The organism is Arthrobacter glycogeni, assembly GCF_054511155.1.
The window spans coordinates 102,405-125,587 of record NZ_JBTNDE010000011.1 but is presented as its reverse complement, the minus strand read 5'-3'; the positions used below and the strand labels follow the sequence as shown (position 1 = coordinate 125,587).

Genomic DNA, 23,183 nt, shown 5'->3' with positions numbered 1-23,183 from the left:
TTGGTAGACGGTTTCGGGGACGACCTGCATCTCGGTGCGGCCGGGGAACTCGGACTGGAGCCGGTTGCTGATCTGGCGTGGACTCCAGCGTTCGAGGAGGTGGGTCCTCACAAACTCTGTCAACTCTGCGCTGGCGGCGATCTTCCCGACCCGTGGACGGCTCCGCCTGCGTTCGGCGCTGCGCTGGGCTGTCCGCGGCCGGTAGTTGCCGGAGGGATGGTGGGTATTCCGTCGGATCTCTCGGCTCACGGTCGACGGACTACGCCCGAGCTCCCTGCAATGGCTCGATCACTGCGCCGGGCGTGGAGCAGGTCCGCGATAGTGATTCGCTCCGTCTCCGAGAGGAAACGGACGGAGATGACCGATGGTTTTCGCCGTGAGATCGGCGGGTACTTCGTGACCACCCCTGTCTTTGAGATGGCGGTGTGCCCGTGCCGCCACCGCGTTCCCGAACTCCGGCTGATCCCGACGATCCGACAGGCTTCAGAATTGCCCATTCCCTGTCTCATCAGCTGATCATAATGAGCGCGCGCGGCGTTCTTCGGAGGTGCTCCCCGAGCCCTTCGAGCTCGTTTCATCACGGCCATAGTCGCAACTCCTTGTAGTCAGGTGTTGCAACGACCGCTAGACGCCAAGCCGTCACAACGGCTCAATTTTCGACCGTCACCGACACATAGGCACATGGCGGTTCATCCTCCCTGGACGCCGCGACGCAGGTAAGCAACGGCTATGGGATGAAGCACTCCACGAAGCCTTCCCCTACCTGACAAGGACACCACACCAACTGGAGCGAGCAGTAGAAGGCGTCTACCGCCTCAGAAACCGCGTCGCCCACTTGGAGCCTTTGATTAATAGCAACGTTCAGGCTCAGCTAGTGAACATGCGGACAGTAATCGGGGCAATCGATCCGCTATTGCTCTCCTGGTTTGCTTCGACCGAACGCATAGGCATAATCCTGGCAGACCGGCCAGTCTCGGCAGCCACGAGGAAGTAAACCCAAGTGGCGACGCCAAACCGTAACCACTTTCCACATAGCGGAGCGCCATGTCGGGATTCTGGGTGACGTAACAGGGTGTTATCGGCGTTATACGATGTCGAGTTGCATCTGATGCGAGAACAGGACATTGCTTGAGATTTGGTGCTGTACCGGCCGCAGTCCGCGGCCGTGAGGATCCTGAGAGATTGACTTGGGCTATTGTCAGGGCCATGACACAGCTAAAAGTAGGCGGAAGAGCCATCGACTTCGAGCAAGCTAAGGAGTGGGCGTATAGGTATCTGGTGGGCCGTCCTGGAACCTCGGCCTACCCGGCGTATGACGACTACCCGGGATCGCCCGGGATATCGGTCGGGAAGCAGGACCTGCTCGCCATCGCTTTGCTGAATGTGTCGAACAATCCCTTACCTGTTTACTATGGTCTCGAAACGCTGCTTCCGCTCTTGAACGATCGGCTTAACACCCCTGCACTCACGGGAGATTTTGCTTCTACAAGTGCCGGTGCACTGGATGCAATCGTGTCCTTGTTCAACGTCATCGAGGAGCACCCGACGAAGTATGTACAGCTGACCACGTTGTCGAAAGTACTTCACCGCAAAAAACCGGCGCTCCTTCCTCTTTTCGATGACAACATGGCGAAGCGCCCATTATTCAGATCGCGAAGGATTTCGGTCTTTCACCTGCGGCTTTGCACCGCTGGCTGAAGATTGTCGACAGAGAGGATGGAGTGAACTCCGGGACCGTGTCCGACGATTCCGCGAAGCCCTTTGTGCTTCACTTCGAAAACTTCATTTCACTAAATGTTGACAAATCTAATCACCAATGGAAGTGCAGCTCGGAATCTAAGATCACGCATTCTGCTGCCCGGCGCACATTGGGCATCGAAAACTTAAAAACAATACGGGTTCGCTGGTGTTGAGGGGGCTTGCTCGTTGGCGATTGGTTCAGACTCCAAAAGCGTTCTCGCGGGCGTCGACGTAGCGTGCCCGTGCTTCCGCGCCCCAGTCGCCTTCGGGCTCGTAAGCGGCTTCGACACTCCGCTGCCAGTCGGGACAACTCCCGGAGGCTGCCCATGCGGCTTGCTTCGCAGCTCCTAGGGCCACATATTCTTTCGTTGTCGGGACTTCGACGGGCACCCCGAAAATGCTGGCTGCGGCTTGGCGAATTGCGTGTGACTTCGAGCCTCCGCCGATCAGCAGTACCTTATTCGGGACTACACCGGATCGTTTGAGAAGGTCGATGGCATCGGCTAGTGAATTGAGTACACCCAGCACTGAGGCGCGGGCGAGGTTCTGGGGGGTCATGTTGCTTCTGCTGAGTCCGGTCAAAGATCCAGTTGCGTGGGGAAGGTTGGGGCTTCGCTCTCCGTCTAGGTAGGGAAGGAATGTAAGCCCTCCTGCATCCTGACGGGCTTCCAGGGCGAGCCTGTCGAGAGTCGGGAGATCGGTGCCAAGCATTGATGCGGTAGCTGCCATGACCCGGGCGGAGTTGAGCATGGCTATCAAGGGGAGATGGTTGCCTGTGGCGTCCGCGAAACCGGCAATCGCACCCTGAGGGTCACGGACAGCAGAAGTCGATGTGGTGAATACGGTCCCGGAGGTGCCGATCGATACGACAATTTCGCCAGGCTGAACGCCTAATCCAAGGCCAGCCGCAGCGTTATCGCCAGCACCGGCGCCGAGTACAGCACCGTCGATACCCCACCCGTTTCTCACAATTCCAGCTGGTTCGTCGGAGGGCACGATGCGGGGAAGCTTCAGGGTGCGCCCAAAGAAGCGTTTCAACAAGTCAGGGCGGTACGTGTTGGTCGCGGCGGAGAAATAGCCGGTGCCTGAGGCGTCACTTCGGTCGGTGGTCAGCTCGCCGCTCATGGCGCCGTTGAGCCAGTCGTGAGGGAGCACAACTTGGTCGACCCGGTTCGCTGCGTCCGGTTCATTGCGTGCCAGCCAGGCCAGTTTTGTGATGGTGAACGAAGCAACCGGGACGAGGCCGACGGCGTCGATCCACGCTTCGGGTCCCAGTTCATCCCGGAGGTGCGCTGCGTCCGCTGCGCTGCGGATGTCGTTCCATAACAGGGCGTCGTACACGGGTGTTCCGGAACTGTCGAGTGCGACCATTCCGTGCTGTTGGGCGGCGATGCTTACACCAGCGACCGACTCTCCCAGGCTGTCTGCGCCGGCTTCGTGCCATGCATCGTGCAGGGCTGATGTCCAGACCTCGGGGTTCACCGATGTGCGGTCGGGATGGGCTGCGGATGCCGAGGAAATGACCGTGCCGCTTTGTGCGTCTACAGTAAGAACTTTGCAGGACTGGGTGGAGGAGTCCACTCCGATGACGATGCTCATTGATTCTCTTCCTCTTCGGTTAGGTCATTCAGAGCTTTAGCAAGAGGCTCATCGACGATTAGCGTGGTGACAAAGCCTGCCAGGGCTACGGCACGCACTGCTTCCGCGCGCGCTATTCCCTGGGCAATGGCAATCACTCGTGGGGTTTGCTGAAGCTGTTTAATTGTGACGGCAATGATGCGCTCGTCCAGCCCGGACTCGACCGGAACTCCCTTTGAATTCAATAGCCGCCCGGAACATTCCGCAACAGCGCCTGCCAACATGGCGCTTTGGCGCACCTCCGGATTCACGCGGTCCCAGACGGTGGAGGCACCGGACTTCCATGCGCCGATTGCCACGACCGCCAAATCCAGGGAGTCCGCCTTGGACAAGGCACCGGCAATCTCCGGCTGACGCAGCAGCTCCGCTGCTGTTGACGGGTCCTCCACCACTAGTGGTGACCACAGGGGCCAGGTCACTCCTCCGCTCAGGTGTCCCAGGCGCTGAATGAGCTCCAGCGGATTGCCTTTTGCCGCGGCCGGTAAGGCGCCCGCGAGCTGAACGATGTCACATCGAGGAAGCTCAACGATGTGACGTGAGGCAAGGTCGAGGGTGCGGGACCAGGAGATACCCAAGGTTCCGCCTTCTGGGGCTTGCCGTGAAATCTCTTTTGCCGCGGACTTGGCCAGTATTTCGCGAGCCCGGATTTCGTCGGTCGCAGTGTCCACGACGATGACCTGGCCGACGTTCAGTGAGGTCTCAATCCGCTTCAGATCTGTGGCCGAGATGTGAGAAGGGAAGTGAACCGTAATCTCCACGATGCCGCTTTCGCGGGCCTCAGTTAGCAGGCGCGCGACTTGGAAGCGTGATAGACCGTAACTAGCTGCTATATCGACTTTGGGGCGGTTTTCGAGATAGTACTCCCGCCCGATGCGAGCCAGTAACTCCCCTTGCGATTGGTTGCGCACGTCACTCTCCATTCCCTCGTTCTACCGTTTGAGCAGAACCCCTTGCTCAAACGAGTATAGGTGACTATAGTCACTTAACACATGAGCACTCGCGAGCCGCTCAGATGTGCACACAATTGTCGAACCCGGACAGTGACGCCCGGAAATGGTTGGGTGTCGGGCATTTGCACAGAAGCCTAGAGACGAGTGCGCAAGCGTTTATGAGTGGCTGTTGGATGTATTTGAGGGAAGGTCAGGAGCACGCGCTCCGGGTCTTTCTGCCAAAGGAATGTCGTACGGTTCGGCAGTAGTGCCGGCCCGAACGCTGAAAAAGAAGACCCAGCGGTATCCCGATCTGATGAGAACGAAGGAGTCCTTAATGCGACCCAAGTCCCGTTTGGCCGCAGTCGCGGCTGGCACTATTCCTGTTGTCCTGGCCCTGTCTGCCTGTTCTGGAGCTGGCGGCGGAGGCGGCGGTGAGTCCGGCGACGCTCAGAGCATCAATGTGCTTATGGTGAATAACCCACAGATGGAGGATCTCCAGCGTCTCACTGCGGACAATTTCACCGCGGAGACCGGCATCACCGTCAATTACACAACTCTGCCCGAGAATGATGTCCGGGCGAATATCAGCCAGGAATTCTCCGCGCAGGCCGGACAATACGACGTTGCCTCACTGTCCAACTACGAGATCCCCTTCTATTCCGCGAATGGTTGGCTCGCCCCGCTCGACGAGTACGTGGCCGCAGACGAAGACTTCAACCAGGACGACATCCTCCCGGCCTACACCGAATCACTCACGGGTGAGGATGGCAAGCTCTACGGTGAACCGTTCTACGGTGAATCCTCCTTCCTGATGTACCGAACGGACGTTTTTGAAGCTGCCGGACTCACCATGCCGGAAAACCCCACCTGGGATGAGGTTGCCGAGCTCGCAGCCCAAGTGGACGAAGCCGAGGCCGATATGAAGGGTATCTGCCTGCGCGGGCAACCGGGCTGGGGCCAAGTCTTCGCACCGCTAACCTCCGTGGTGAACACCTTCGGCGGCACCTGGTTCGATAAGGACTGGAACGCACAGGTCGATTCCCCCGAGTTCACCGAAGCAGTCCAGTTCTACACGGATTTGGTCAAGGATCACGGAGAGGCAGGAGCAGCTCAGGCAGGTTTCACAGAGTGCCTCAACAACATGACGCAGGGCAACACCGCCATGTGGTACGACGCCACTTCGGCCGCTGGTGCCCTCGAGGCTGAGGGTTCACCCGTTGCGGGCAAAATCGGCTACGCACCAGCACCGGTCAAGGAGACGGATTATTCCGGTTGGCTCTGGACCTGGTCTTGGGGGATTCAGGCCGCATCGGATAAGCAGGATGCCGCGTGGGAGTTCATTTCCTGGGCTAGCTCACAGGAATATGAGGAATTGGTGGCCGAGGAACTTGGCTGGGCCAAGGTTCCCTCAGGCAAGCGCATCTCCACCTACGAGAACGAAGAATACCAGGCATCGGCCCCATTCTTTGAAGCCGAACGCTCTGCAATTGAGAACGCTGATCCGAAGAATCCCGGCGTCCAGGAACGCCCGGCCATAGGTATCCAATTTGTCGGCATCCCGGAGTTCGCTGATCTTGGTACCACCGTCTCGCAAGACATCAGCGCCGTGATCGCCGGTCAGCAAACGGTCGAGGAAGCCCTCACCAAGGGCCAGGAAGCGGCCCAGGCCGTTGGCGACGAGTACAAAGACAACTAGAACACTAGCGACCGGCTGGCGTTCCCTCATCGACCACGGTTGATGAGGGAACGCCAGCCGGTAGGAGACGTTTATGGCTTCCACGACAGCATCAACAACCCAACCTGCGCCCAAACCCTCGGAAAACTTGAAAACCAATAATGCCAAGCGCCGCCAGCGGACATCGGACTGGTCCCGCCGGGCTCCCCTCCTGCCAGCGCTGATCTTCCTCATCGTGGTGACACAGCTGCCTTTCGTGGCAGCGCTTGTCATCTCGTTTATGAACTGGAACAGTCTTCGACCCAACGAAACAAGTTTCGCAGGCTTTGACAACTATGTGAGCGTACTGACGGATGCGGATCTTCAACAGTCCATTCTCACCACCATCATCCTCACCGCCACTGTGGTGCTGGTGTCCCTCGTCCTAGGGTTAGTCCTGGCACTGTTGCTCGACAAGAAGTTCATTGGTCGCGGGATCGTGCGGACGCTGCTCATCGCGCCGTTCCTGGTGGTCCCGGTTGCAGCAGCGTTGATCTGGAAACACGCGCTGCTGAACCCTACATACGGGCTCGTTAACGGGACGCTCAACTGGATCTGGTCGCTGTTCGGCAGCGATAGCCCGCCGCAACCCGAGATCTTGTCCCAGGCACCCCTACTGGCGGTGGAGGCCTCCCTTATCTGGCAGTGGACGCCCTTCATGATGCTGATACTCCTCGCCGGACTGCAGTCCCGGCCAATGGACGTCGTCGAGGCTGCCGAAATAGACGGCGCCACACCATTTCAAGTGTTCAGATTTCTGACCTTGCCGCATCTGCGACAGTACCTTGAACTCGGCGGGCTACTCGGAACGATCTACATTGTCCAGAATTTCGACGCCGTCTTTACCCTCACCTCCGGTGGGCTTGGTACGGCGAACCTGCCGTACTCCATTTACCAGACGTTCTACATCGCGAATGAATACGGCCTAGCTTCGGCCACGGGTGTCGTCACCGTCATCGGGACAATCATCGTCGCCACGCTTGCCCTGCGTACCGTGTTCACGCTTTTTCAAAAGGAGGAGTCCCGATGACCGCTCTGACCCCCACCAGGACCGAACACGCTGGTCCACGATTCCTCGGACGAAAACGCAAGTCCAGGTTGGACCCATCAAGAAACAACACTGTCGCAGGCTTACTTGCATGGATTGCAGCCTTCATCTTCGCAATCCCTGTGCTGTGGATGGTTCTCACTTCCTTCCATTCAGAAGTGGACGCGGCAACCAACCCCCCATCGCTCGCGGCTGACCTCACACTAGACTCCTACCGGGACTTCTTCTCGGCAGCCTCAGGGCTGGACCCGTGGCCACCACTGATCAACTCGGCAACGGCGTCCGTCACCTCAACCATCCTCGTGCTGGTCCTTGCGATTCCAGCCGCCTACGCTCTATCCATCCGGCCTGTCCGCAAATGGACCGACGTCATGTTCTTCTTTCTCTCCACAAAAATGCTGCCCATCGTCGCCGCGCTGCTCCCGCTGTTCCTGTTCGCCCGAAATTTCGGTGTCCTAGACAACATCTGGTTCCTGGTCCTCCTCTACACCTCCATGAACCTGCCCATCGCGGTCTGGATGATGCGCTCCTTCCTCGCCGAGGTACCGGTCGAAATGCTTGAGGCAGCACAAATCGACGGAGCCGGACTCCTGCGTATCCTTCACACAGTAGTAGCACCCGTCGCCATGCCCGGTATCGCCGCGACCGCGCTGATCTGCTTCATCTTCAGCTGGAATGAACTATTGCTGGCCCGAGTGCTCACCGGCGTCGTCGCCGGTACCGCACCGGTGTTCCTTACTAGCTTCGTCTCCAGCCAGGGGTTGTTCCTTGCCAAGGTCTGCACCGCCGCCGTGATCATTTCGCTTCCCGTGCTGCTTGCAGGCTTCGCAGCCCAGGACAAGCTCGTCCAGGGTCTTTCCCTTGGCGCTGTGAAATAACACTTATCCGCCTTTGAAAGGACAGTTCCATGACAACCAGCGTCAAGGAAACCCCCGCCAAACTACCCCTGACGATGCGTGCATCCATCCTGAAGCGCCAAGGCGACATCAGTGTGCAAACCGTCCCCGTGCCCCTGCTGGAAGACGATCAAGTCCTCGTCCAGGTCGCCGCCGTCGGCGTCTGCGGTAGTGACGTGCACTATTACGAACATGGGCGCATCGGAAGCTACGTCGTTAATCACCCGCTCATCCTTGGGCACGAACTCTCCGGCAAGATCGTCGCCGTCGGCAACAAGGTCAACGAATCACGCCTCACAGAGAGAGTCGCGGTCGAGCCCCAGCGCCCGTGCCGCGTCTGCGCCCAGTGCAAAGCGGGCCGCTACAACCTCTGCCCGGACATCGAGTTTTATGCAACTCCCCCTATCAACGGCGCCTTCACTGAGTACGTGGCGATCCAGTCGGACTTCGCACATCCGATCCCCGACCACGTCAGCGATGAAGCCGCTGCACTGATCGAACCACTGTCGGTAGGTATCTGGGCATGTCAACGGGCGAATGTCGGGCCGGGAAGCCGTGTCCTTATCGCCGGCGCAGGCCCTATCGGAATCATTGCGGCCCAGACCGCCCGCGCTTTCGGCGCCACCGAAATCCACATCAGCGATATTTCCCCCGACCGGCTGGCGTTTGCGCTCAAGCACGGGGCAACCCACGCCCTTGACGCCCGTACGGACACCGTCGAAGGGCCCGGCGTCGATGCGTTCATCGACGCCTCAGGCGCAGCCCAGGCAGTCCGCTCCGGAATCAAAGCAGTCCGTCCGGCCGGCCGGGTGATCCTCGTAGGTCTGGGCTCAGATGACGTCGAGCTGCCCGTGTCCTATATCCAGAACCAGGAAATCTGGTTGTCGGGTGTGTTCCGCTACGCCAACACCTGGCCCCTGGGCATCCAACTCGTAGCCGACGGAAAAGTTGACCTGGACGTACTTGTCACCGGCCGCTTCGGGCTTAACAATGCGGAAGCAGCCCTCAGGGCGGGACAACAACCCGGACAGCTGAAGGCCATTGTTTACCCTGGCCGCTAATGAATCCGACCGATGCCGAGCAGCTGGGCATGAGGAACCTCCAGTCGCCGGAAGCACAGCAAGCCGTAGCACAGCTTCGCTTCCGCCTCGCCACAGGGAACCGGACGATCCTCGGCATAGTGGGAGCACCCGGCTCAGGAAAGTCGACCTTGTCCGCCTGCCTCCAAAAAATTTTTGGCACCGAATCCGCAGTGGTGGTCCCCATGGACGGCTTTCACCTCGGTAACGCAATCATTGACGGGACACCGCTAAAGACACGCAAAGGCGCCATCGACACGTTCGATCTTGGCGGTTATCTTTCACTGCTGCAGCGCCTGACTCGGCGGGACGAGCCAGTGGTTTACGCGCCCGATTTCCGCCGCTCTATTGACGAACCCGTGGCCGCTTCTATTGCAGTTCCGGTAGAAGTGCCGCTCGTCATCACTGAAGGCAACTACCTGCTAGCAAAGGAGACCCAATGGCAGCAAGTGCGAACGCAGCTAGACGAGGTGTGGTTTGTGGACACGCACCCAGAACTGCGCCGGTCCCGACTCGTGGATCGGCACGTTCTTTTCGGAAAGGACCGTTCCGCGGCGGAAGCGTGGGTGGCCGAATCTGACGAGGCCAACACTCGACTTATCGAAGCCACCCGGTCTGCTGCAGGGCGAGTGATCCCATGGTCCTAACCCCATCACAAGCACGTCGGATACCCACAGCAACAGAAATACGGCCGCCAATTTCCCCGCGAAGATGCTGGCCCATCGTCCTTGTATCCATGCATTCCGTCTCTTTCCAACACACTCCAGAAGGTCAATCACATGCAACCCCTCAACGGTTCAAATCTTCCCAAGCTCTCTGATGGCTTAGCCAAACCCTCCTACGACCGCTCTACCCTAACGACAGGAATTGTCCACTTCGGTGTCGGTGGCTTTCACCGCGCTCACCAGGCAATGTATTTGGACCGTCTGATGAACGACGGTCGCGCACTGGACTGGGCAATCTGCGGCGTCGGGGTGCTGCCCGGCGACGCACGTATGAAGCAGGTCATGGACAGGCAGGATTGCCTCTATACCCTCGTGGTGAAAAATCCGGACGGCTCACGGGAAGGCCGCGTAATCGGCTCAATAATTGAATACCTTTTTGCCCCGGACAACCCCGAAGCTGTCATCGAGAAGATGGCCTCCGCCGCCGTCCGTATTGTCTCGCTCACGGTCACGGAGGGAGGATACAACTTCCATCACGTCACTGGAGATTTTAACGCCGAGAACCTGGACGTCGTCCACGATCTGAAGCCCGGAGCAACCCCGCGGACAACCTTCGGCTTAGTCATCGAGGCCCTCGTCCGTCGCCGCGATCGGGGCCTGGAGCCTTTCACAGTAATGTCCTGTGACAACATTCAGGGGAACGGAGACGTCGCTCTCAAGATGTTCACTGCCTATGCAACTCTCAAAAATGCGGAACTGGGAGCCTGGATCAAAGAAAACGTTCCATTTCCGAACAGCATGGTGGATCGGATCACACCGGTTACCACCGATGAGGACCGCATTGCCATCAGGGAAGAGTTCGGAGTGGAGGATGCCTGGCCAGTCGTGTGTGAACCATTCGAGCAATGGGTTCTGGAAGACCACTTCAGTTTGGGCCGCCCACCCTTCGAAGAAGTTGGGATCCAGCTAGTCGAGGACGTGGAACCCTACGAACTGATGAAGCTTCGCTTGCTCAACGCAAGTCACCAAGGCATGTGTTATCTAGGTTATCTCGCTGGCTACCGTTACGCCCATGAGGTCTGTCAGGACCCTTTGTTCGCTCAGTTCCTACTCGACTACATGGACAAGGAAGCAACCCCGACACTGCAGCCAGTGCCCGGCATCGACCTCGTCAGCTACAAGCACACCCTCATCGAACGTTTCTCGAACGAATACGTGCGCGACACCCTAGCCCGCCTGTGCGCCGAAAGCTCAGACCGAATCCCCAAATGGCTCCTACCCGTGATTCGTATCAACCTCCAAAACGGCGGCGAAATCCAACGGTCCGCAGCCATCGTGGCAAGCTGGGCCCGCTATGACGAAGGCACCGACGAGCAAGGCAACCCCATCGAGGTGGTCGACCGCCTGAAAAACACCCTCATGGCCGCAGCAGCGAAACAGCAGCACGACCCGCTCTCCTTCATCTCAAACCGCGAACTCTTCGGAGACCTCATCGATGACGGGAGGTTTGCAACGGCTTACTCCAGTGCTCTGGCGAACCTCCATGAACATGGAGCCACCGATACCCTTCGATTACTGAAAGCCAAGCCTTAATCTCGGTATCTCGTAAGGGTGGCACGGCAGGGGTGTATGCGAATCGATTCACCGAGCGGTAAGCCTAGTTCGGTCCTCTGCTCGAAAAGTTGGTAGCCGCGGTCGAGTCGGGCGCCAAAAACTTGACGAGCTCGCTGCTGCGTGAGTACGAAGTTAGCGGTGATCCCCTGCCGTTCGTCGAGTTCATGGGATCGGTGATTGACTCGAACCGGGAGAGGCTTTTTGTCATCGAGACCACTGCTGTAGACGTTGTCCAGTTGCGCGACGTGCCGCCAACTCATGCTGTGACCGAGGGTGAAGACTACGCATCAGTGGCCGAATGGCGCGTGGTACACACCCGCTTTTGGTGCAGCAACGAGATGCGTGCCGAGCTTGGCAAAGAGGATTAGCGCTAAAATTTGCTGAGAACGCCGCAGGGCATGCACTGCTTCCCGCAAGGCGGACGCGTCAAACCATCGACGTCCGACTTCATGCAACCTTCGGACAGCGCCTCGATAGAATTGCGTGTTGTCACTGGACGTTAGCTTGACCTGAAGGGATGGATCAATATCAAAAGGTTCTTGATCTCTACGGTAATTTTTCTAATTATCGGTCTACTTGTGTGGCTCTATTCAAATGACGTCGGACTAGTCGGTGCTGTCCTTGTTGTGGGGCTAACCATGGTGGCTGGGCAGTACGCCGTTAGCTGGGGTGGACGCCAGGCACGCCGGAACGAAACAAACCTGGACAATCTGACCAATGATCTAAAAAATTCCCCGGCCGGGATGGTCGTTGACTAATCGTTGCCATCCTAATTAGGAGAAATCCGATGCCTGGGCTCTTTACAAATTTCGGGTAGGTCCTCGGGCACCTATAAACGGTGTCCGTAAGCGGATGGTGAGTTCAGTCGGTCGTTGCAACACCCCCTATTGATGCGAGGTGTTGTGTATGTCATCGAAGAAGGAACGAATTGTTCAGGAGGCACGGTTCTGGGTATTGATAGCCCAGGGGTCGACGCTGACCGCGGCCTGTGATGCTGTAGGCGTGAATCGACGAACTGGACAACGTTGGCGCCGGGCAACCGGCGGTCGTATCCCTCGCGCTAAGCCTGAGCCTTCGGGCCGGTACCTCTGTTTGGAGGAACGATTGCGGATAGCAGACCTGCACCTGGCTGGGCACGGTGTGAGGGCGATTGCCCGAGAGATAGGCAGGTGTCCTTCGACGGTCAGCCGCGAACTACAGCGGAACAACCCGCCCACGGGTGTCCGGAAACGAGGGTCGAGCCAGGTGAAATACGCCCCGTACGCTGCCCAGAAACGAGCAGAGCTATCGGGCCGGCGGCCAAAAGCCAGTAAGTTCGATGACCCGGAACTGGCTGATCTAGTGCAGGCTAAGTTTGGGGTGGCGACCGACGACGTTGCTGATCCGGGTCCGGCGGTACCGGTGCACCGGGTGCGGGCATGTGTGGCGCCAAGACACGACGAAGGCCGCCCAGCCGAGGGCGAAGCTTTCCCGCCGGGGGCTGCGATGGGCATTGGAAGGCATCGTGTGTCAGCACCTCACCGTCGCCCGTATCGCTGAAGGCCTCGGCGTGTCCTGGAACACCGCGAACGACGCGGTCTTGGCCGAGGGAAGACGGGTCCTCATCGATGCCCCGGGCCGGTTCACAGCGGTGAAGGTCATCGGCGTCGATGAGCACGTCTGGCGGCATACCCGCCGCGGCGACAAATACGTGACGGTGATTATCGATCTGACCCCGATCCGGGACGGCACCGGGCCGGCACGGCTGCTGGACATGGTCGAAGGGCGCTCGAAACAGGTGTTCAAGGACTGGCTGGCCGAACGCGACTTATCCTGGCGTCAGGACGTGGAAGTCGTCGCGATGGACGGCTTCAACCGGGTTCAAGACCGCCACCAACGAAGAGCTCCCCGAGGCTACCGCGGTGATGGACCCGTTCCATGTGGTCCGTCTGGCAGGCGACGCCCTCGATGGGTGCCGGCGTAGGATCCAGCAGCGTACCCACGGTCACCGTGGCCGCAAGGATGACCCGCTCTACCGTGCACGACGGACCCTGCATACTGGAGCTGATTTGCACACCGATAAGCAAAAAGACCGGCTCACTGATCTGTTCGCGGCCGACGCGCACGTCGAGGTCGAAGCGACCTGGGGAATCTACCAGCGGATGATCGCCGCTTACCGCGAACCGGCCCGTTCCGCCGGCCGAGAGCTGATGAACAAGCTGATCGAATCCGTCAGCCACGGCGTTCCCAGCGTATTGACCGAGGCCATCAGCCTCGGACGGACCCTCAAACGCCGAGCCCCCGACATCCTGGCCTACTTCGACCGCCCCGGCACGTCCAACGGACCCACCGAAGCAATCAACGGACGACTCGAACACCTCCGCGGCTCCGCCCTCGGCTTCCGCAACCTCACCAACTATGTCGCCAGATCACTACTCGAATCCGGCGGATTCAGACCGAAACTACACCCTCCATTGTGAAGAGCCGGTTTACACGGAGCACCGGCTGATTCGGACTAAAGATATTTCGAATGATGTGTTACTCGTCTGCCTTCTTCTTTCGGTTGAAGTAAATAGTGTAGGAGATCGCAACCCCCACAGTTGCTAGCATCAACCACCGCACTATGTCGACTGAGCCCGGGACCAGGAACCCCACTGCGGTGAGTATAACTGCGGCCACTAATCCGAATATAAACACTTTTGCAGGCATTCTTCCCACCATTTTTAAACTTCTTCCTTAGAAGATACTTTGATCGAACGAGTGAGACGTAATGGTTTCAATCTGAGCTGCTGCTGTGGTTTCGGACAGCGGATGTGGTGGTTTTCTCTACGCTGCCATGGCTGGCTGTTGGTAACTGTAATGGACGTCGTTGGGCCGGCGGTAATCGGGGGCTGAATGCCGGCGGCGGCTGTTGTAGAAGCCCTCGATGTAGCGGATGACGTCTCGTTTTGCTTGTTGTTTGGTGGCGTAAACGGTTCGGTGGACCCGCTCGTTTTTCAAGGCGCCGAAGAAGCTCTCGGCCAGGCTATTGTCCCAGCACACCCCGGTACGTCCCATCGAGGAACGCATACCCAGACCGGTGACCAAGGCCCTGAACATAGCCGAGGTGTAGACGCTTCCGCGGTCGGAGTGGAAGATCGCATCTGCGTCGACCTGGGTGGTCTTGGCTGCGTTGCTCAGGGCGTCCGCGACGAGGTCGGTGCGCATGTGATCGGCGATGGACCAGCCCACGACTTTCTTCGAATAACAGTCGATGACGGTGGCCAGGTAGATGAATCCCTGCCACGTGTGAATGTAGGTGATGTCCTATGCCGACGTCGGCATTAGATGTCCCCGACGAACTTCACCCCCGGACGGTCTGCGGTGAAGTCCCGTTTCACCAGGTCCGGGACCGCGGCAGCACCTTGGGCATCGGCGTGGGTGGTGACCCGGAACGGGCGCGGCTGGCACGGCACTAGCGGCTCGGCGCGCATGATGGAGCGCACCAGCTCCGGGGAACACAATATGCCTTCCGCGGCGAGGTCGGCGTGGATCCGCCGGTACCCGTACGTCCCGTCGGCTGCCTCGAAGAAGTACCGGATACGCACCGCCAGTGCCTGTCTGCGGGCCGCGGTGGCGGAGCGGGGCCGCGATGGCGACCGCCACCGGTTGGCTCTCGACTGGTTGCCGGCCGAGAGTCGTGAGGAACGCTTCGAGTGCCTTCTTGGCCGACTCTGCGTCCTGAGCCGTTGTGTCCGAGACGAACTCGTGAAACCGCTTCAGGCGCGCCGCACCTCCGCCGTCGAGAGACTGCTGGCACAGGACGCAGACTGCTCCGTCATCTGAGTGCGGAAAGTCGTGGTTCGGGTAGACGACACGCAAGTACTTCTCCGCCGCTTGCCACAACGCTTTCCAAATGGGTGATCCAATGCCAGCGAGCGGCTCGTCTCCGAACGTAGTCAAAGACGCTGCGTCCGCCGCTTCCTGGGCTGCCTTCGCGCTCTCGCGTAAGCCCTTGAGCCTCTCGTGCACAGCCGAACCCAAGGGGCGGTCGAGGCCGGACAGGTGACGTGCGGGCAGATTCAGCGCATCGGCCGTGCGGATCAGCTTCTGCTTCTCCTGCCCCGGATCAGCAGTCCGAAGCCGAGCCACTTCCTCGACCTGATCACTCAGCTTCTGATCGATATCGTGAGGGCAAGACGTTGCCGTGGCGATCTCGTCATCCCTAGTCTTGGCCGTGAGAGATTCTGGAACGGGCGAGGTACTCTCACAAGCGCCATGGGGCATGTCACCCGCGCACACGTAGAACACCCACACTGCCGGTCATCCCGACGTGCACCACGACCATAGGAAGCCGGAGACGCAATGGACACCTCCCGACTTCGAAGTGCCTACCAGACACTGCTCGACGCCACCTCCGCCATGGCGGATGCAGGCGAATCGCCCTGCACACCGCCAGACGGAGGATGGAATGCTGAGCAGATCCTTGCCCACGTCACGCTCGTGAACGCAACCACCATCGCGGTCATTTCAGCTGTGGCCGCGGGGATCAACACGACGTACGACAACCGCATCGCTCTGGATACATGGACAATAGGGCGCGTCATCTCACTGGCCGGCGGCACCCCCGGACTTCGCGACCGCATCCGCGCCCAATCAGATGCACTGTGCACCCTGGCCGGCCCCACACTGAGCGAGCCCGAACTCGACACGATGGTACCCAGCAGGCTCCTGTCCAACAATGAAGTCCTGGTCGATCAGCCCGTCCCCTTGAGGGAACTCATCACCGGGCTGGCAGCCGTAGAGCTAACCGGGCACACCCAGCAACTCCTAGACCTGCTGCCGAGAAGTGGACGGCCCAAAGCATAAGGAACTAAGCCGTTGACCAACGCCACGGACGATTGCGGTACGGGGTGGCCCTGTCCGCTCAAGGATCGGCTTACCGGTCCTCACCTGGCTGCTCGTGCATGTCGATTTGGTGTTGGACGGCTGAGGCCAGAGTCTGGAGTTCTTGTTGGTCCTCTAAGGAGAAGTCTCGGGGGTTTTGGTCGATGATGCATAGGGTGCCGATGGCCCAACCTCTGGTCCCGAATATTGGGTACCCGGCGTAGAAGCGGATGTGGGGTTCGCCGGTGACGAGTGGGTTGTTCTTGAATCGCGGATCGGCCAGTGTGTCGTTGATGATTAGCGGGCCTGCCCGGCGGATAGTTCTATTGCAAAACGCGACGTCTCGGGGGATGTTCTGACCGAGCGGTCCGACGACTGATTTGAGGAACTGCCTTCGGTCGGTGATTAGGGCCACGCTCGCAGAACTGACGCCGAAGCGCTCTTGAGCCTGGCGGGTAATCCGGTCGAATCGTTCTTCGGCGGCGGTGTCTACCAGACCGGTCTGATCAACAGCACGCAGTCGCTGGGATTCGGCCTCTCCAGGCAGGAGGAAGGACACGCCAGCGGCGCCCAAGTCGCTCAGTGCCTGGTCCACAATGTCTTGCACTTGATTGAGACTGCCAGAGATGATTTGGCCTGTGCTGTCAGTGTTGGTTACGTGAGTGTCGGTGCTGTAGGGGACGCGGTACTGGGAGGTGGTGTTCTGCAGAATCTCGTTGAGGGTGAGGGCAACGACGTCGCGTTCAAGTGGGGGGATGACCACCACGCCTAGCAGGTAGGCTTCCAGCTCGAGCTGGGACAGTGACCCGCCTCGGGCGAAGTATTCGATCCAGAGCTGAGCCGGTTTCATTCGGGTCTGGGTCGCACCGGCGACGGTGAGTTGCTGCTGTGTTTGTGCATCCATGAATAACCTTCAACCCGCTTCGTCGGACCAGTTGCCTTCTTGATATGCGGGCGCGTGGTCCGCTGCAACATCAATGAATACCCCAGCTCACTAAGGCTAGCTGAGGGTGAGCCCGGATAGGGGGAACCTTGCTTTTTTGCTGTGCCAGCGAAAATATGGTCCGTACGCCTTAGCATGTGCCCTTGCCGCCTCTAGACTGAAGCCATGGCAGAAGGCCGGGGTGATGGGTCGGTGGCAGCGCAGCTTCAGCAGCTGATTCTGCGGTCCGGGAGCGTCGAACTGTTCCTCGAAGCGTTTGCCCTGCATGCCTCAAAAATCCTCGGGCCAGAGGTCGAGGTCCTTTGCGGGATTACCCTCAAGCGCAGGGATCTGGTTGTGACTGCCGGCAGCAGCGGCGAGGCCACGGAACTTAATAAGGTCCAGAGCGATTACGGCGACGGTCCTTGTCTTAATGCTGCGGGGACCGGCCAAACCGTTCTCGTTGAAGATGTCCGCACAGATACCCGGTGGTCGGAATGCCTTCAGGGTCTCGGGGACCGCGGGTTCACTTCGGTCCTTGGCGTGCCCGTAATGATAGGTAGGGACGGTGGGGCCGCGATTAACCTCTATGCTCGCAAGCCCGGAGTCTTCAGCCCGGACGTTATCGAAGGTTTTGAGCAGTACGCCAGTGAGGCCGCAAGCAGCCTTGAACTAGCCTTGAAACTAGCGGCATATCGGGACTCGACGGCGGATTTATATGCAGCCATGGACTCACGCACCAACATTGACATTGCTGTGGGGATTGTCATTGCCCAGAACCATTGCATCCAGGCCGAAGCGGTCCAGGTCCTCCGGCGGGCCGCCGGCCAACAACACCTCAAACTACGCACTCTGGCAGAACAGATTGTTCAATCGATTAATTCGGTACCGGCAACCACTCACTTCACCCCCGCCCACGACCAAGACCGTCCCCAGAATTTCGGACCGGTGCCCTGAACTACCGCCTGCTCCTTTACGGTTCGGTACGCTCATTGTTCCTTGCTGAGCCAAATAGGTGGTCAGGTGGCTGAGGTTACTACCCCTGCAGGAAGCGGAAGTCGCAGCCCTCGTCCGCCTGGGTCACTTCGGTGACGAATAGTTTCCGATAGCCACGCTCCGGGACAACTGGTGCTGCCGGACCCATAGCTTCCTCGCGCCGCGCCAGCTCAGCCTCCGGCACCTCAGACTGGATCAACCGACGGCTGACACTCAGTGTGATCGTGTCCCCGGTCTGCACCAACCGCAACGGACCGCCGACAGCCGACTCCGGCGTCACATGCAGCACCACCGCCCCCGCGGCGGTGCCGGACATCCGGCCGTCCGAGATACGCACCATGTCGCGTACTCCATGCGAGGCAAGCTTCTTCGGGATGGGAAGGTATCCGGCCTCAGGCATCCCGGGCGCACCGACCGGACCGATGTTCTTCAGCACCAGCACGGAATCGGCGGTGACGTCCAGATCGGGGTCGTCGATCCGTGTCGCTAGGTCTGCCGTGTTTTCGAACACCACGGCCGGGCCGGTGTGCTCCAGCAGCGCAGGCGATACGGCTGCCTGCTTGATGATCGCCCCGCCCGGCGCCAGGTTCCCTCGGAGGAACGCAAGGCTTCCCTCCGGATACACAGGGTTGGACAGCGGCCGGATGATGTCCTGCGGGAAGCCGGGGCCGGCGTCGTCAATCTCTTCACCCAGCGTCCGACCTGTTACGGTCGGCGCATCCCGGTGAATCAGGGAACCGAGCTCACGCAGCACGGCCGGAACGCCGCCAGCCCGGTGGAAGTCCTCCATGTAGTACTTCCCGGACGGCTTGAGATCCACCAACACTGGCGTCTCGGTGCTCATCCGGTCCAGCTGCTCCAGCGACAACCGGATCCCCAACCGACCAGCCACCGCGGTGAGGTGGATGATCGCGTTGGTGGATCCGCCGATGGCCAGGAGTACCCGCAGCCCATTCTCGAACGACTCCTGGGTGAGGATGGTGTTCATCTTCGTGTCAGCCGCGGCCAGGGCAACGGCTTGGGTCCCAGTCGCCTCAGCGATCCGCACCCGGTCAGCGGTGACCGCGGGAGCCGACGCCGATCCCGGCATCGCGATCCCCATCGCCTCCGTCAGGCACGCCATGGTGCTGGCGGTGCCCATCACCGAGCAGGTGCCGACGCTGCCGACCAGCCGCGAGTTCACGTCGTCGATCTCTGGTGTGGAAATCTCGCCACCCCGGAACTTGCCCCAGAACGCCCGGCAGTCGGTGCATGCACCCACCCGCTCGCCCCGGTAACCGCCGGTCAGCATGGAGCCGGTCACCAGCGAAATCGCTGGCACGCCTGCCGACGCCGCACCCATCAGCTGGGCGGGTACTGTCTTGTCGCAGCCGCCGATCAGCACGACGGCGTCCATCGGCTGGGCCCGGATCATCTCTTCCGTGTCCATCGACATCAGGTTCCGCAGGAACATGCTGGTGGGCTGCGAGAAGCTCTCGTGGATGGAGATGGTGGGGAAGTCCACCGGCAACCCGCCGGCGAGCATTACCCCACGCTTCACTGCCTCCAGCAGCGCCGGCATGTTGCCGTGGCACGGGTTGAAGCCGCTGCCCGTGTTGATGATTCCGATCACCGGCCGGTCCAGGGCTTCGTCGGAGTACCCGGCACCCTTGATGAACGCCTTCCGCAGGAACAGCGAGAACTCGGCGTCCCCGTAGTTGGTCAGGCCCTTGCGGATGCCGGTGGCAGGATTGCCGGTCGGAGTAGCGGGTTCGGGGGCAGTGGGGTCGCTCACCGGAACGCGGGGACGCCGGTGATGTGGTTGCCCAGAATTAGGGTGTGCACCTCGTCGGTGCCCTCATAGGTCCTGACGCTTTCCAGGTTGTTTGCGTGCCGAAGCGGCGAGTAATCAAGGGTGACGCCGTTGCCGCCGAGCATCGCCCGCGCCTCACGGCAGATCGCGATCGCCTCGCGGCAGTTGTTCAGCTTGCCCACCGAGATCTGGTACGGCTGCAGGGTCCCGGCATCCTTCAACCGGCCCAGCTGCAACGCGAGCAGGGTGCCCTTGTTGATCTCCAACGCCATGTTGACCAGTTTCTCCTGCGTCAGCTGGTAGCCGGACAGCGGCTTCCCGAACTGCAGACGCTCCTGCGAGTAGGCCAGGGCGGTGAGGTAGCTGTCCCGGGCCGCGCCCATGGCGCCCCAGATGATGCCGTAGCGCGCCTCGTTCAGGCACTCAAACGGACCACGCAGCCCCTTGGCGTTCGGGAGCATTGCGCTCTCCGGCAACCGGATATCGGTGAGGGTGATGTCGCACTGGATGGACGCACGCATGGAGAGCTTCTGCTTGATCGGCGTCGCCACGAAGCCCGGGCTGTCAGTGGGCACCACGAAGCCGCGGACACCGTCGTCGGTCATCGCCCAGATGATGGCCAGCTTCGCCACCGAAGCCAGACCGATCCAGCGCTTCTCGCCGTTGAGGATCCAGTCCGACCCGTCACGCTTCGCGAAGGTCTGCATCGCGCCGGGGTCGGAGCCGGCAGTGGGCTCGGTCAGCCCGAACGCACCGATCGCGGTACCTGCGGCCATCTGTGGCAGCCACTCGGTCTTCTGCTCTTCCGAGCCGTGCTTGTAGATGGCGCTCATCGCCAGCGAGCCCTGCACCGACACGAAGGTCCGCAGACCGGAATCGCCGGCCTCCAGCTCCATCGCGGCGAGCCCGTACTCGACCGACGACTTTCCGGGGCAGCCGTAGCCCTTGATGTGCATGCCGAGCAGGCCCAGCTCGGCCATCTGCGGGACGATTTCCATGGGAAAGACGGCGTCGTCGTACCACTGGGCGATGTTGGGCTTGATCTCGCTGTCCACAAAGGACCGCACGGTCTCCCGCAAGGTGATTTCCTCGGGGGAGAGGAGCGATTCAATACCGATCAGGTCTGACATGTCAGTCATGGTTCTGCTTTCAACTGTTGAGGAGGTCACTGGGGATCCTGCTTTCACTGTAGGTGGTGTAGTGCGGGGACGGCGGGGGCGTCAAAGGCGGCGCCGGTGTGCTCCCCCAGCAGAGGCGGCGGGCGCCGGTAACGGGCGGGAGTCCCGGACAGGTGGATCGGGTTGGCGACCTGCTGGCTGGTCCGGGACCCGTCAGCGTTGGCGATCTCGACGACGGGGGCGAGTCCCAGCGTGTCCGCAAGTTCCAGCGCCTGAACAATCGAGTTCACCTTCCCGGCCGGCACACCGGCGACGCTGAGCAGCTCCGACCAGTCGGCGGCGGATTTGGAGCATAGCTGCTGTTCCAGCAGGGACTTTAGAACCACCCGGTTGGCCACCCGGTTCGAGTTGCCAGCGAACCGCTCATCGCTGGAGAGCTCGGGCACGCCGAGCACCCGGACCAACCCGGCGAACTGCTTGTCCGTCCCGACGGCGACGGCCAGCGGGCCATCGGCGGTCCGCAGCGTCTCATACGGCGCGATGCTCGGGTGCGCGTTGCCCATCCGCTGCGGCGACTCACCGGTGGCCAGCGTGCTCGACGCCTGGTTCACCAGCCCCGACAGCAGCGACGACAACAGGTTCACATCCACCCGCTGGCCCACCCCGGTCTGCTCCAGCGACCGCAGGGCGGCGAGGATCCCGACGACAGCGTTCTGTCCGGTCACCACATCCACCAGCGCGACGCCAACCTTGCTGGGCTCGGAATCGAGCCCACCGGTGACGCTCATCAGCCCGCCGACGGCCTGCACCAGCAGGTCATAGCCCGGCAGGTGCGCGCCAGCGGCGCTGCCGAACCCCGTGATGGAGCAGTAAATCAGGTCAGGCCTACGGTCCTTGAGGGAGTCGTAGTCCAGCCCGAACCGCTCCATGATGCCGGGCCGGAAGTTCTCGATCACGACGTCCGCCGTCAACGCGATCTCCAGTGCAGTCGCCTGACCCTCGGGAGTGGCCAGGTCGCACACCACCGAGCGCTTGTTGCGGTTCACGCTGGAGAAATAGGTGCCCACCCCGTACTCGTCCACCGGCGGCGTCCAGCTGCGGGTGTCATCGCCGGAGGGGCTTTCCACCTTGATGACGTCGGCCCCGAAATCGGCCAGCATCATCGAGGCAAACGGTCCTGCGAGCACTCTGGAAAAGTCGGCCACCTTGATGCCGTCCAGGGGTCCCGCTGGGAATCCGTCGTCGGGCCTGTTACTCACTACTGCCACGGCCTTCCTGATGAAACGCTGTCTTCCTGGGGAGCAGCTTCCTGGTCGACCACCGGGTTGCTGAGCACACCTACGCCGGGGATGCGGCATTCAGCCACGTCGCCCGCCTTGATGTGCACGGCGCCCGGCGTGCCGGTGGAGATGATGTCGCCCGGGTAAAGCGGCATCACCTTGCTGTGGAAGCTGACCAGGTACTCGGGGGAGTACCTCATGTTGCCCACCACGTTGCTGCGGTGCACCTCACCGTTGATCACGGTGGACACCTCGACGGCGGCCAGCGACCCGGCGTCGTCCGCTACCTCCGCCAGGGGCACGATTTCCGGCCCGAAGGAGAAGAAGCCGGGGAAGTTCTTGGACCGGGTGAGGAACCGGGGGTTCTTCTCCAGGATGTCCTCGGCGGTCTGGTCCAGCAGGGTGACGACGCCGGCCACGTAGGACAGCGCGTCCTCCGGCTCCACGTCGCGGCAGTAGCTGCCGATCACGAGGCCCAGCTCAGCCTCTGCGGTGGTGCGCACACTCTGGTGCGGGATGGTGATGTTCTCGCCCGGGCCGATGACGGTGTGGTCGCCCTTGATGAATGACGCCGGCTCGTCCGGCACCCCTTCGGACAGGTCCGAGGCGTGCTCCACATAGTTCAGGCCAATGCCCCACAGCATCCGCGGATGCCGGTACGGGGCGCCGAAGGTCACCGAATCCCGGTCACGGAAAATCGCCGTGTCCGCCGACTCGGCGAACGACTCGAGCTTGCCCAGCGAATCGGTGGCCAGCAGCTCGAGCAGGTCACCAGTGAAGCCGGGGATGAGGTCGCGGACCAATGCGACGCCGCGCACGGGGTGGATCACTGCGGCGAGCTCGTCGCCGCCTTCGCGGACTGAGGCCAAATGCATGGTCAGGGTTTCCTTCTGTTCAGGTTCTA

General features: G+C 60.7%; 16 protein-coding genes and 5 pseudogenes. 12 read left to right on the top strand and 9 right to left on the bottom strand.

The window, feature by feature from the left end; genetic code table 11:
* Positions 1-255, bottom strand: a pseudogene (locus tag ACX80O_RS09565) (IS30 family transposase); the annotation flags it as partial.
* A gap of 951 nt (positions 256-1,206) precedes the next feature.
* On the opposite strand from ACX80O_RS09565, the pseudogene ACX80O_RS09560 reads away from it, so the two are divergent.
* Positions 1,207-1,599: pseudogene (locus ACX80O_RS09560) on the top strand (DUF6308 family protein); the annotation flags it as partial.
* A 339-nt stretch (positions 1,600-1,938) separates the two neighbouring features.
* On the opposite strand, the gene xylB reads toward ACX80O_RS09560, so the two are convergent.
* Positions 1,939-3,339 (bottom strand): xylulokinase, encoded by a 1,401-nt coding sequence (gene xylB, locus ACX80O_RS09555; RefSeq protein WP_459333300.1) that lies wholly within the window; start codon positions 3,337-3,339, stop codon positions 1,939-1,941.
* A complete protein-coding gene (locus ACX80O_RS09550; RefSeq protein WP_459333299.1) occupies positions 3,336-4,298 on the bottom strand; it encodes a sugar-binding transcriptional regulator in 963 nt (320 codons plus the stop codon). Before ACX80O_RS09550 ends, xylB begins: the two co-directional genes overlap by 4 nt.
* Positions 4,299-4,644: 346 nt before the next feature.
* Between ACX80O_RS09550 and ACX80O_RS09545 the strand changes: the two genes are divergently transcribed.
* From ACX80O_RS09545 to ACX80O_RS09505, 9 genes and pseudogenes are all read left to right on the top strand, one after another.
* Positions 4,645-6,006: an ABC transporter substrate-binding protein gene (locus ACX80O_RS09545; RefSeq protein ID WP_459333298.1), complete on the top strand. Its 1,362-nt coding sequence runs from the start codon at positions 4,645-4,647 to the stop codon at positions 6,004-6,006.
* A gap of 73 nt (positions 6,007-6,079) precedes the next feature.
* On the top strand, positions 6,080-7,054 hold the full coding sequence (locus ACX80O_RS09540) for a carbohydrate ABC transporter permease (protein ID WP_459333297.1): 975 nt from the start codon (positions 6,080-6,082) through the stop codon (positions 7,052-7,054).
* Complete coding sequence (locus tag ACX80O_RS09535) at positions 7,051-7,950, top strand: carbohydrate ABC transporter permease (RefSeq protein WP_459333296.1); 900 nt, start codon at positions 7,051-7,053, stop codon at positions 7,948-7,950. The genes ACX80O_RS09540 and ACX80O_RS09535 overlap by 4 nt, the downstream gene beginning before the upstream one ends.
* Positions 7,951-7,979: 29 nt before the next feature.
* Positions 7,980-9,029, top strand: coding sequence for an NAD(P)-dependent alcohol dehydrogenase (locus ACX80O_RS09530; RefSeq protein ID WP_459333295.1), 1,050 nt, complete (start codon positions 7,980-7,982; stop codon positions 9,027-9,029).
* Complete coding sequence (locus ACX80O_RS09525) at positions 9,029-9,694, top strand: nucleoside/nucleotide kinase family protein (protein ID WP_459333294.1); 666 nt, start codon at positions 9,029-9,031, stop codon at positions 9,692-9,694. Before ACX80O_RS09530 ends, ACX80O_RS09525 begins: the two co-directional genes overlap by 1 nt.
* A 132-nt stretch (positions 9,695-9,826) precedes the next feature.
* On the top strand, positions 9,827-11,305 hold the full coding sequence (locus ACX80O_RS09520) for a mannitol dehydrogenase family protein (RefSeq protein WP_459333293.1): 1,479 nt from the start codon (positions 9,827-9,829) through the stop codon (positions 11,303-11,305).
* Between the two features lie 89 nt (positions 11,306-11,394).
* Complete coding sequence (locus ACX80O_RS09515) at positions 11,395-11,694, top strand: ASCH domain-containing protein (protein WP_459333292.1); 300 nt, start codon at positions 11,395-11,397, stop codon at positions 11,692-11,694.
* Positions 11,695-12,232: 538 nt separating this feature from the next.
* Positions 12,233-12,688 (top strand): annotated as a pseudogene (locus ACX80O_RS09510) (helix-turn-helix domain-containing protein); the annotation flags it as partial.
* Positions 12,684-13,785 (top strand): annotated as a pseudogene (locus ACX80O_RS09505) (ISL3 family transposase); the annotation flags it as partial. The pseudogenes ACX80O_RS09510 and ACX80O_RS09505, both read left to right, overlap by 5 nt.
* 346 nt (positions 13,786-14,131) lie before the next feature.
* Here the strand turns inward: ACX80O_RS09505 and ACX80O_RS09500 are convergent.
* Positions 14,132-14,940, bottom strand: a pseudogene (locus ACX80O_RS09500) (IS3 family transposase); the annotation flags it as partial.
* 709 nt (positions 14,941-15,649) lie between these two features.
* On the opposite strand from ACX80O_RS09500, the gene ACX80O_RS09495 reads away from it, so the two are divergent.
* Complete coding sequence (locus ACX80O_RS09495; RefSeq protein ID WP_459333291.1) at positions 15,650-16,153, top strand: hypothetical protein; 504 nt, start codon at positions 15,650-15,652, stop codon at positions 16,151-16,153.
* 70 nt (positions 16,154-16,223) lie between these two features.
* Here ACX80O_RS09495 and ACX80O_RS09490 read toward each other — a convergent pair whose 3' ends face one another.
* Positions 16,224-17,075, bottom strand: a complete 852-nt coding sequence (locus tag ACX80O_RS09490; RefSeq protein ID WP_459333290.1) for a GAF domain-containing protein — start codon at positions 17,073-17,075, stop codon at positions 16,224-16,226.
* Between the two features lie 204 nt (positions 17,076-17,279).
* Between ACX80O_RS09490 and ACX80O_RS09485 the strand changes: the two genes are divergently transcribed.
* Positions 17,280-18,050, top strand: coding sequence for a GAF and ANTAR domain-containing protein (locus ACX80O_RS09485; protein WP_459333289.1), 771 nt, complete (start codon positions 17,280-17,282; stop codon positions 18,048-18,050).
* A gap of 79 nt (positions 18,051-18,129) precedes the next feature.
* On the opposite strand, the gene ACX80O_RS09480 is transcribed toward ACX80O_RS09485, so the two are convergent.
* From ACX80O_RS09480 to ACX80O_RS09465, 4 genes are read right to left on the bottom strand one after another with little or no spacing between them, the layout of a single operon-like run.
* The gene (locus tag ACX80O_RS09480) at positions 18,130-19,863 is read right to left on the bottom strand and encodes an IlvD/Edd family dehydratase (RefSeq protein WP_459333288.1); all 1,734 of its coding nucleotides are present in this window, start codon (positions 19,861-19,863) and stop codon (positions 18,130-18,132) included.
* Positions 19,860-21,020: an acyl-CoA dehydrogenase family protein gene (locus tag ACX80O_RS09475; RefSeq protein WP_459333287.1), complete on the bottom strand. Its 1,161-nt coding sequence runs from the start codon at positions 21,018-21,020 to the stop codon at positions 19,860-19,862. The genes ACX80O_RS09480 and ACX80O_RS09475 overlap by 4 nt, the downstream gene beginning before the upstream one ends.
* 44 nt (positions 21,021-21,064) lie before the next feature.
* The gene (locus ACX80O_RS09470) at positions 21,065-22,258 is read right to left on the bottom strand and encodes a CaiB/BaiF CoA transferase family protein (RefSeq protein ID WP_459333286.1); all 1,194 of its coding nucleotides are present in this window, start codon (positions 22,256-22,258) and stop codon (positions 21,065-21,067) included.
* Positions 22,258-23,154: a fumarylacetoacetate hydrolase family protein gene (locus ACX80O_RS09465; protein ID WP_459333285.1), complete on the bottom strand. Its 897-nt coding sequence runs from the start codon at positions 23,152-23,154 to the stop codon at positions 22,258-22,260. Before ACX80O_RS09465 ends, ACX80O_RS09470 begins: the two co-directional genes overlap by 1 nt.
* Between the last annotated feature and the right edge of the window lie 29 nt (positions 23,155-23,183).

Excerpts from the sequence above, each read along its gene's own strand:
- xylB (WP_459333300.1), bottom strand. The coding sequence starts at position 3,339 with ATGAGCATCGTCATCGGAGTGGACTCCTCCACCCAGTCCTGCAAAGTT.
- ACX80O_RS09550 (WP_459333299.1), bottom strand. The coding sequence starts at position 4,298 with ATGGAGAGTGACGTGCGCAACCAATCGCAAGGGGAGTTACTGGCTCGC.
- ACX80O_RS09545 (WP_459333298.1), top strand. The coding sequence starts at position 4,645 with ATGCGACCCAAGTCCCGTTTGGCCGCAGTCGCGGCTGGCACTATTCCT.
- ACX80O_RS09540 (WP_459333297.1), top strand. The coding sequence starts at position 6,080 with ATGGCTTCCACGACAGCATCAACAACCCAACCTGCGCCCAAACCCTCG.
- ACX80O_RS09535 (WP_459333296.1), top strand. The coding sequence starts at position 7,051 with ATGACCGCTCTGACCCCCACCAGGACCGAACACGCTGGTCCACGATTC.
- ACX80O_RS09530 (WP_459333295.1), top strand. The coding sequence starts at position 7,980 with ATGACAACCAGCGTCAAGGAAACCCCCGCCAAACTACCCCTGACGATG.
- ACX80O_RS09525 (WP_459333294.1), top strand. The coding sequence starts at position 9,029 with ATGAATCCGACCGATGCCGAGCAGCTGGGCATGAGGAACCTCCAGTCG.
- ACX80O_RS09520 (WP_459333293.1), top strand. The coding sequence starts at position 9,827 with ATGCAACCCCTCAACGGTTCAAATCTTCCCAAGCTCTCTGATGGCTTA.
- ACX80O_RS09495 (WP_459333291.1), top strand. The coding sequence starts at position 15,650 with ATGGACACCTCCCGACTTCGAAGTGCCTACCAGACACTGCTCGACGCC.
- ACX80O_RS09490 (WP_459333290.1), bottom strand. The coding sequence starts at position 17,075 with ATGGATGCACAAACACAGCAGCAACTCACCGTCGCCGGTGCGACCCAG.
- ACX80O_RS09485 (WP_459333289.1), top strand. The coding sequence starts at position 17,280 with ATGGCAGAAGGCCGGGGTGATGGGTCGGTGGCAGCGCAGCTTCAGCAG.
- ACX80O_RS09475 (WP_459333287.1), bottom strand. The coding sequence starts at position 21,020 with ATGACTGACATGTCAGACCTGATCGGTATTGAATCGCTCCTCTCCCCC.
- ACX80O_RS09465 (WP_459333285.1), bottom strand. The coding sequence starts at position 23,154 with ATGCATTTGGCCTCAGTCCGCGAAGGCGGCGACGAGCTCGCCGCAGTG.